This is a genomic window from Lachnospira hominis (ex Hitch et al. 2025) (assembly GCF_040096395.1).
Classification (GTDB): domain Bacteria; phylum Bacillota; class Clostridia; order Lachnospirales; family Lachnospiraceae; genus Lachnospira; species Lachnospira hominis.
In genome coordinates, this window is sequence record NZ_JBBMES010000033.1 from 1 (window position 1) to 7,648 (window position 7,648).

The 7,648-nt window shown below is 46.7% G+C and carries 10 protein-coding genes and 1 pseudogene; 1 reads left to right on the plus strand and 10 read right to left on the minus strand.

Annotated elements, in window-relative coordinates:
- From WMO38_RS14685 to WMO38_RS14700, 4 genes and pseudogenes are all read right to left on the minus strand, one after another.
- Positions 1-194: pseudogene (locus WMO38_RS14685) on the minus strand (ABC transporter ATP-binding protein); the annotation flags it as partial.
- Between the two features lie 95 nt (positions 195-289).
- Positions 290-709 carry a nuclear transport factor 2 family protein gene (locus tag WMO38_RS14690; protein WP_044946403.1) on the minus strand — a complete coding sequence of 140 codons (420 nt, stop codon included), beginning with the start codon at positions 707-709 and terminating at the stop codon, positions 290-292.
- Positions 710-735: 26 nt separating this feature from the next.
- The gene (locus tag WMO38_RS14695; RefSeq protein ID WP_306774881.1) at positions 736-1,767 is read right to left on the minus strand and encodes a sensor histidine kinase; all 1,032 of its coding nucleotides are present in this window, start codon (positions 1,765-1,767) and stop codon (positions 736-738) included.
- Positions 1,764-2,456, minus strand: a complete 693-nt coding sequence (locus WMO38_RS14700; RefSeq protein ID WP_306774880.1) for a response regulator transcription factor — start codon at positions 2,454-2,456, stop codon at positions 1,764-1,766. Before WMO38_RS14700 ends, WMO38_RS14695 begins: the two co-directional genes overlap by 4 nt.
- Positions 2,457-2,684: 228 nt before the next feature.
- Here WMO38_RS14700 and WMO38_RS14705 point away from each other — a divergent pair, with 228 nt between their 5' ends.
- Positions 2,685-3,044 (plus strand): helix-turn-helix domain-containing protein, encoded by a 360-nt coding sequence (locus WMO38_RS14705; RefSeq protein ID WP_435391023.1) that lies wholly within the window; start codon positions 2,685-2,687, stop codon positions 3,042-3,044.
- A gap of 169 nt (positions 3,045-3,213) precedes the next feature.
- Here WMO38_RS14705 and WMO38_RS14710 read toward each other — a convergent pair whose 3' ends face one another.
- The 6 genes from WMO38_RS14710 to WMO38_RS14735 all read right to left on the minus strand — a co-directional run.
- Positions 3,214-4,182: a ParB N-terminal domain-containing protein gene (locus WMO38_RS14710; protein ID WP_349163180.1), complete on the minus strand. Its 969-nt coding sequence runs from the start codon at positions 4,180-4,182 to the stop codon at positions 3,214-3,216.
- Between the two features lie 254 nt (positions 4,183-4,436).
- Positions 4,437-5,357, minus strand: a complete 921-nt coding sequence (locus tag WMO38_RS14715) for a DUF6674 family protein (RefSeq protein ID WP_349163181.1) — start codon at positions 5,355-5,357, stop codon at positions 4,437-4,439.
- A gap of 60 nt (positions 5,358-5,417) precedes the next feature.
- Positions 5,418-6,107, minus strand: a complete 690-nt coding sequence (locus tag WMO38_RS14720) for a SpoVG family protein (protein ID WP_055068865.1) — start codon at positions 6,105-6,107, stop codon at positions 5,418-5,420.
- A gap of 3 nt (positions 6,108-6,110) precedes the next feature.
- The gene (locus WMO38_RS14725; RefSeq protein ID WP_349163182.1) at positions 6,111-6,509 is read right to left on the minus strand and encodes a hypothetical protein; all 399 of its coding nucleotides are present in this window, start codon (positions 6,507-6,509) and stop codon (positions 6,111-6,113) included.
- Entirely contained in the window at positions 6,502-7,119 is a 618-nt protein-coding gene (locus WMO38_RS14730; RefSeq protein WP_118590960.1) for a class D sortase, read from the minus strand. The genes WMO38_RS14725 and WMO38_RS14730 overlap by 8 nt, the downstream gene beginning before the upstream one ends.
- A 13-nt stretch (positions 7,120-7,132) precedes the next feature.
- The coding region (locus tag WMO38_RS14735; protein WP_349163183.1) for a hypothetical protein at positions 7,133-7,648 on the minus strand (516 nt) is incomplete at its 5' end.

Genomic DNA, 7,648 nt, shown 5'->3' on the forward strand with positions numbered 1-7,648 from the left:
TCACCGTCATTTACGGAGAAGTTCACGCCGTCAAGGGCGCGGGTGATATTCGGCTTTGTGCCGTAATACTTTTTCAGGTCGATAGTCTGTAAAATGCTCATACTCAAAACTCCTTTCAAGACTTTCTGCCTGCTGATAAGGGTATTGTAAAACCCAAATGTCCGCGAAATGTTACAGCGGCCCAAAAATTTCATTGAAAATCGGGGTGAAATGTTACAACGCTCGGACATTTCAAAAAATTTACGGCGGGCAGCCGGAAATGGCCGTCCGCCGTAGCTCATGATCTGTTCTAAAACCAATTCGCCTTTTGATTTCTAAATTGAGGAGTATCGCTTTCTTGATAAGGATTGTAGGTATTACGGTTACACCCAAACTCTTTTAATGATTTTATTTTATTGTCCTCTGTCCATTCAATCAAAGAAATACCGTCAAATTCCTCTATATCCCCATTGTTCATTCCATTTTTGAAATACCACTCTACAATCGTTTGATTTTCTTTATGGAAAAATTGCTTGATTTCCCAAACTACCACCTTTCCACGGGTATTCCACTCCTGAAACCAATGTTTTACTGTTTTACGATTGCTATACTGGGGACACCAACTTTCTGTATAGAGTACATCTTCCGCAAAAATATCATCAATGCCCATATCTTTCTGATAAAGCCACATATCAAACCACAGTCGGATTATTTTTTCTCGTTCATTCATAATAGAAACACCTCGCTTGTTTACTTTCATTTTGTAGGCAGCATAATGGAAAATTCCGAACCCTTGCCCGGCTCCGAAACCACTTTGACATAGCCGCCCTGCCGCATTACAATCTCGCGGGCCAGATACAGGCCAATGCCCACGCCCTGCTGTTCGTGTACTTCTTCCTCACGATAGAAGCGCCGGAAGATGGCAGCCTGATTGCTTTCGGAAATGCCCTTGCCGGTGTCGGTCACTTTGACCTCCACATACATTTCCCACAGCACCACCGACACAGCGATTTTCCCGCCTGCCGGGGTGTACTTCACCGCATTGTCCAGCAGGTTAAAGAGGGCTTCCGATGTCCACTTGCTGTCATGGGAAACGGTCAAATCCTCCGGGCAGTCCACGGACACGGCGATTTCCTTTTTCTCCGCTGCATACACGATCCCACTCATGGCCTGTGCCACGGTATCAAAGAGGCGGCCCGGTTTCTTGTCCAACTGGATCACGCCTGTTTCCAGACGGGAGGTTTTCACAAGGGCCTGAAAGAGAAAGTCCAGCTTATCCGTCTGGCTGCGGATTCCCCGGATAAAGTCGGTGCGCTCTGCCTCGGCCATAGGCTTTTCCAGCAGGGTGTCCGTCGCCATTTTCAGATTGCTTACCGGCGTTTTCACCTGATGGGAAATATCCGATACAAGGGTCTGTAACTCCTGCCGTTCCTCGTCCACCCGGCGACGGTTCTCCTGCATGATCTGGTAAAGCCTTGCCAGCCGGTGTCCGATTCTGGCAAGCTGGGTTTCGCTGTCCTCTGGCCGCTGGGGCGCTTCATTTCCGGCAATCATGTGGTCTAAGGTCTGGCACAGGTCAGCGGTAAACTGTGATAACCGTTTTCCAAACGCCTGCGTCAGTACAAAAATCCCTACAAGGGCGCACAACAGCAGCGTCCCGCCCGTCAGCAGCACCGCCGTCTGTTTTGTCACAAGAAAAAGGGCTATGGTGATCCCGGACATGGAGAGGGCAAACCCTATTGCCACCCGGCCAAACAGCCGCTTTACCGAGAGGTTTTGAAACTTCATTTTGCCTCGCCTCCCGTCCATTGATAGCCCATGCCGTAAACGGTCTTGATGTAGGGCGCGCCGCCGTCGGATTCAATCTTGCTGCGAATCCGGCTGATAGAAGTTGTCAGGGTGTGTTCGTCTACAAACCTTTCGTCTATATCCCACAGCTTTTCCAAAAGCTGTCCACGGGTCAGCACTTGCCGGGGATTTTTGCGGAACAGGTTCAGCATTTTGTACTCCATCGGGGATAGGGTCAGGTGCTTGCCATTTAAGGAAGCCGTCTGTTCCGAGAAGTCCAGAAACAGCCGCCCGTCGTCGTAAATGTCCTTGGCCGGTTTGTGGTGTTCCAGCATGGCGAACATGGCTTTGATTTTCCGCTGCAAGGCCCCAATCACAAAGGGCTTTGTGATGTAGTCCACCGCGCCCACCTCATAACCCCGTATCTGGTCGCTCTCCTGATCGTTGGCGGTCAGGAAAATCACGATGGTATCCGGGTGCTGGGGCTTTATCAGCTTGCACAGTTCAAAACCGTTCCCGTCCGGCAGGTTGATGTCCAGCAGCACTAAATTAAATTCCCGCTGGCGGATGGCTTCGGCTGCGGTTCTGGCATTTAGGGCAGAAGTCACGCCGTAGCCGTCTGCGGTCAGGTTATAGGCCAACATCTTATTCAAAAAACTGTCGTCCTCGACAATTAAAATCTGCTTCATATCCTCACTTCCTTTGCTTTTTGTAGATAGTATAACAGGCAAATGTCCGTGAAATGTTACAGCGGACGAATTTTTGAAAAAATTATTTCTTCATAAATTGTATAGCATGTTGGCTTTTACATCAAGATTTTACAAGTGAATAGTGAAATGAAATACTACCTTACATAAAGTTTCATTACATTCTCATAATCCAACCCGAAATGTACAATGATATAGGGTGATATGAGAATGAACCAAGATGAAAGAAGGTTTGACTTTCACGACCTCGGGGCAGCTCTCAAAAGAGCCAGAGAAGAAAAGGGCTGGACACAAGCCTACGTTGCGGAATTAGTAGACCGTGACTCCCGTACCATTATGAATATTGAGAACAAAGGTCATTATCCCAGCTTCGACCTTTTTGTTAAACTCATTACCATGTTTGACGTTTCAGTTGACCAGTTTATTCATGCGGACGGAGGGGCAAGGTCAAGTTCTTGCAGAAAGCACATTGATATGCTCCTAAATTCTATGAATAAAAAAGAGCTTGTTGTAATAGAAGCCACAGCCGAGGGCATTAAGAAAGTCAGAGAAACGGAGGTTCTAGAATAAGGGCCTCTGTTTTTTTGCGCCATTTTAGGGGCTGTCGCTAAGTGGCAAGCAATGCCTCTGTGGCCACAAGTGGCACAAAGGCGGCTTGTTGGGGCTCGCCCCAAACCCGTATCTTCGGGCCAACATGGCCCGAAGTGTCAGCGTCGCTTTGCTCCTTGTTTTCATAATCTCAACGCTCCTTTTCCTGCTTTCTTCCCGGTTCGGTGTAGCCCATCAAAGTGTCAATGTTCGCCTTGATCGTGACGATCTCCTGCATATCCCGTCGCGCCTTTTGATATTCTCCATAGAGCTGTTTTTTCTTTGCTGTGAGCTTACGGCCTTCTTCCTTCAGCACATCCATTTTGGGGAGCTTCGCCCCGCCCAGCAGAGAGCGCATTTCCGCTTGTGCAGCCCGGTACAGTTCAAGGTCGGCCTCATGCTCCGCGAGGAATTTCCGGCTGTACTTCATCGCCTTATACTGCTCAAAGACTGGGCGGTGGCCGGACACGATCTCATAGCCGCCATCCTCACGGGGACGGACAATAGCGGGCTGGGTCACGCCCTTGTCCTTGACGCTGGACACCATAGCTCGCATTTCTTCATCGTCCCGGACTTCAAAGGGATGGTTCTTGAAGGCGTGGAGCTCGTTCAGCTTGATATAGACGATCTGTTCCTTGCCCCGGCGTGGAGCATCCTTCGGTTTTTCGGGTCCCTTCGGAGCAGGAGCGGTCTGTACCGTTGGAGCCGTTTTTTTCTCCGGTTCCTTTTTGACCGCATTTTCCGGTTTCTGTGCGGGAGTTTTGGGCTTCGGGGCTGCGGCCTTGTCCTTATCTGCTTTCGGTGGACGGCCCCGGCGCTTCGGCTGTTCCGGCTCTTTGGGGTTTTCCTCCGCTTTTTTCGGAGCCTCCGGCTGCTTTTCCGGTTTCTCCGCTTTTGCCGGGTCAGGCTTTTCCCCGCCGGGAGCTGCCGCCCGTTCCTCGGCTTTCTTTTCCTTCATAATTTCAGCGAAGTTATAGACAGAAACCTGTGGGTTCTTTACCTCTGGTTCCGTCTTTTTTTCCGGCTCCGGATAAACTAGGGGAGCGGGAGGCGTTTCCTTGCCCGGCTCGCTATCCGTTACCGGCTGTTCCGGCGTTTTTGTGGTTTTATCATCTGCCATAAGCATTTACCTCCTGTTTTTTGGCATGAAAAAAGAGGCTCAACTTTTCAGTCAAGCCCCCGTGGGAAGTTTCTCCTTTCTCCGCCATGATACAAAAATACCGCCCGTAGTCTCGTTTGGGCGGTACTTTGTGTAAGATTGGCAGTCCATTATTAAGTTTTTTATTATGTTCCCTTTGTACACCGTTGCAATGTTTTATATTGCAACAAATCTGCATTAAAAAAGGACGCAGGATTTCTCCCACGCCCTCACAACTATCTGGCTTTATCTTCCATTACCTTCGCTACTTCCTTATGTGCCAATTCCTGTTTCACCTCATCCACGCCTCTAGCCTCAAATGCATCTGCATTATACTGATACTCCTGTGGTTCAGCAACCATCGGTGAATATACAACCTCTTCTTCCACTCGCTCAGCTTCTGCCCTCTCCGGCTCTGTCTGTTCCTGCTTCTTCATATTCTCCATATGCTTTTCCTTATCAAGCTTCACATTCATAGCCAGATTATCCAGCTTATCAATAGATGCATCCAAATGAAGTTTCATTGATACAAGCATCTTTTTCACTGCTTTCATCGGAGCAAGTACTGCCTTTGTAATTGGATGTTTCTGCTCTTTCTGAGAATAATCTACCTCCGGTTTGTCAGCAAAAGTACGGAATGCATTAGCTGCTGTCTGCCCGGCTTCACGAAATTCTTTTGCAAGAAGTGCTGTCTTTGCTATATCCTTATCCGTGGTCTTAATTGCGCCTCTTACATTCTCTCGGATATCAAGAAGCCTTTTCTTAATTCCTAAGAACTCCGACACCCTGTATAATGCAGTTCTTCCCTTTGCCTTTCCTTCATCAACTACGCTCTTTGCTGTAGATTTGACCTGTGCTTTCACTTCCAATACCTGCGACTTTATCTGCTCACGTCTGGTATTAAGTCGCTCCTGTGCTTCCGACAATGCCTTTTTAGCATTATTGACAAGTGTATCTTCCTGCATTTCTTTGATCTGGTTCTGCATATTGGTTAGTTCTTCCGTCATGGAATCAATCTTTTTCTCCAGTCCATCCACATAGCTGCATATCTCAAATACATCATTTGCCTGCTCTTTCATGGCATTTTTCTTTAATAATTCGAGAAGTTCCCTTATGACCTCCTCATTGGTAAGTGTTTTTCCTGCTTCCATATCCATTCTGTTTCCTCCATTCTGTAAATGGGGCAGCCTTGGCCGCCCCTGTTCTCCGATTGCTAATTATCGAAAGGGTGTTGCCTCTTTGTCCTTCTCTTTATCGGGATTGCCATGATGTTTCTCAGCACTCTCCCTAGCTTTTTCATTGCTCTTATCCTTTGCTTTCTCATATTCCGAGATAATCTCATTATAGAGTTTTTCCCTGAAATCCTTTGTGACCGGATAGCAAACATCCTGGTAAATAGGCTTACCCTGCTCATCCACCTGCTTTGTTTTATAAGAAGGCATTGATACAAAGATTTTCTCTTTGCCTTGCACGATATTGATGTTATTTACGATGAAACTGTTTTCAAAATAAATGCGTGCAAGTCCCTTGATGTTACTGCCTTCCCTCTCATAAGGTGTCACAGTTACGGAAAACTCAGGCATTTCCTGTATTCTGTCCCGCTTCTGTGTCTCCTCTTTCTCCGGTTCCCTGATTCTTGCATAGGCATCAAGGATATTGGTATAGAGTTCCTCACGAAACTCTGCTGTGATAGGATTGCACACATCCTTATAAATCACACCATTGCTTTCATCACGCTCATTGGAGCGGTATCTAGGCATTGATACAAAAAGCTCTCCCTTGTCCTTATTCTCAAGGATTGCAATATTGGTGATCTTAAATGAATCACCGAATACCACTGTTGCAAATCCTTTGATATTGCTGCCCTCTTTTGCCCTTACTTCGTTTACCTTAATTGAATACTTCATATGCTATTCCTCGCTTTCTTTTTGTTCTTTGTTTTGCTCCGGTATGATAAACTCACACCAAAGCTGTTCTATCTGTTCACAAGACAATCTGCCATTTAACCAGTTGCCAAGTGTAACGACCATTCCGTCCTGCTCATAGTAGAGCCACTCCTGTGTTTCAATGTTCCCCTCATACACGATGGTCACATCAAAATCAGGCATAAATAATCCTTCCTCTGCATCCCATACACAGGCTATTCCCTGTCTGAGTGTCAGATTCAGGCTTTCGACATACACAGACCAGCCGCTTACGACTATCTGAAATTCATCATCAATCTCTGCAATATCATCCTCGATGTCAATTAGCTCTTCCATTTCCGATACTGCATCTTCTATCTCACCTAACCGGTATCTCTTATTCATCCATCACCGCCTCCTTATAAATGCACCTGACTACAAAACGCATGGTTCCTTTCTGGGAACAGGTAAAAAGAGTTAGTTCTTTTTCATCGCCCTGTGTCTTGATGCTGTTATCATACGGATTTACTACCTCTGTCTCTGTTACCTCATAGATATGCTTCAGCCCATTTTTGTCGGTTATCATTACTTCATCACCTATGGATATCTGACTTAGTGGTGTAAAAAATGTGCCATATCTGCTGCCATTGTGACCGCACAATACACAGTTGCCACTCTCCCCAATCCCTGCTGTTTCTTCTATATGACCGATCCCGGCATTAAGCACTTTACTTGTGGTTCCTTCCATTACCGGATACCGGATATCTATGCCCGGTATCTCAATGATACCGATAACACCGCCTTCTTTAAAAATGGCTTCATCCTCTTCACTAATGGAGGTTTGCTCTTCCTCCACATCTGTTTCTTCATCGTAATCATCCTCCAATGTCTGCTCAAATTCACTTATGAGCTGTTCTGTCTGTTTTTCTCCTGTTGCCCGCCAGAAAAAAGGGACTGCCATAATGGCAATCCCTGCTGTAATCAGTAGTCCTGCGACCACTTTTCTTATGCTCATATTATTCACTCTCCTATCGTGTTCTGCCCTCTCTGTCGGCTGTATAAGCACCTTTATCCTCTGCTACAATTGCTGCAGATTCCATCCTGTCATCTGCTTCTCTTTCTTCCTCCGGTCCGCTCAGGTCTGCATCCACAGCCTTTGCGTTCTCAAGATCAAGCTGGGCATTCAGTTCACACTGCCTTGCCAGCTTTTCTTCCAGTTCCTTGCTGTACGCAAATGGCTTGTCATACTCAGTCTTTGATGCTTCAAGGTCATTCTGATACTGCTCAATCTTCTTTTCCAGAAAATCAATGTTCTCATGAAGTCCGTTGAACAGGTTTTCCAGCTTTACCATACTGCCGACCGGACTTGTGGAAAGCTCTGCCTTGTACTCAGTCTTTCCACGAAGCACCATATAATTGATACCAAGGAAGTTCTTTTCCACAAGCAGTTCAAATCCATGGAATTTACCGATTGCAGTTGTCTCTCCGGTCTTACATTTGCTGATTGCTTCAAGCATCATCGTTCCTCCATCCACACGCTCTGT

Excerpts from the sequence above, each read along its gene's own strand:
- WMO38_RS14690 (WP_044946403.1), bottom strand. The coding sequence starts at position 709 with ATGAATGAACGAGAAAAAATAATCCGACTGTGGTTTGATATGTGGCTT.
- WMO38_RS14715 (WP_349163181.1), bottom strand. The coding sequence starts at position 5,357 with ATGGATATGGAAGCAGGAAAAACACTTACCAATGAGGAGGTCATAAGG.
- WMO38_RS14710 (WP_349163180.1), bottom strand. The coding sequence starts at position 4,182 with ATGGCAGATGATAAAACCACAAAAACGCCGGAACAGCCGGTAACGGAT.
- WMO38_RS14695 (WP_306774881.1), bottom strand. The coding sequence starts at position 1,767 with ATGAAGTTTCAAAACCTCTCGGTAAAGCGGCTGTTTGGCCGGGTGGCA.
- WMO38_RS14700 (WP_306774880.1), bottom strand. The coding sequence starts at position 2,456 with ATGAAGCAGATTTTAATTGTCGAGGACGACAGTTTTTTGAATAAGATG.
- WMO38_RS14720 (WP_055068865.1), bottom strand. The coding sequence starts at position 6,107 with ATGAAGTATTCAATTAAGGTAAACGAAGTAAGGGCAAAAGAGGGCAGC.
- WMO38_RS14725 (WP_349163182.1), bottom strand. The coding sequence starts at position 6,509 with ATGAATAAGAGATACCGGTTAGGTGAGATAGAAGATGCAGTATCGGAA.
- WMO38_RS14705 (WP_435391023.1), top strand. The coding sequence starts at position 2,685 with ATGAACCAAGATGAAAGAAGGTTTGACTTTCACGACCTCGGGGCAGCT.
- WMO38_RS14730 (WP_118590960.1), bottom strand. The coding sequence starts at position 7,119 with ATGAGCATAAGAAAAGTGGTCGCAGGACTACTGATTACAGCAGGGATT.